We start from the raw sequence: 652 nt of genomic DNA on the forward strand, positions 1-652 counted from the left end.
CATGTCGGCCACTGTCAGCACCAGCAGCAGGCGCAGCCGCTCCGGCGACTGCACCTGGTCGGCGATATCAAGGATGGTCTTGGGGTCCTCGATGTCGCGCTTGAAGGCGGTCTGCGACACCAGGAGGTGGTGCAGGATGAGCCAGGAGACGGTCTCCGTCTCCTCCGCGCTCATGCCGAGGCGCGGGCAGATCTCCTGCGCGAAGCGGGCGCCGAGCTCGCTGTGGTCGCCGCCGCGGCCCTTGGCGATGTCGTGCAGCAGCGTCGCCATGTAGAGGGCGCGGCGCGACTGCAGCTGCGTCATCAGCTCGGTGGCGACGGGGGCGATCTCGTTGAGTTCGCCGCGGTCGATCTGGCGCAGCACGCCGATGGCCTCGATCGTGTGCTCGTCCACCGTGAAGACATGGTAGGTGTCGAACTGCATCAGGCCGACGATGCGCGCCCATTCCGGGATGAAGCGCCCGAGGAAGCCCGCCTCGTTCAGCAGCCGCAGCCACTTTGCCGCATCCTTGCCGGTCAGCAGGTCGAGGAAGAGGGCGCTGGCCTCGGGATCGCCGCGGAGCCGGTCGGCCTGGCGCGAATGCCGGATCAGCGCACGGATGGCGAGCGGATGGATCTCGAGGTTGCGGTCCCGCGCGGCCTTCACCATGCGC

General features: G+C 68.6%; 1 protein-coding gene. It reads right to left on the reverse strand.

The features are described 5' to 3' along the window. Positions 1-652 (reverse strand): HD domain-containing protein (locus AC1DWF_RS35405; protein WP_476843135.1); only part of this gene is annotated, 652 nt, incomplete at both ends.

It is taken from the genome of Aminobacter sp. P4_D5 (assembly GCF_056401815.1).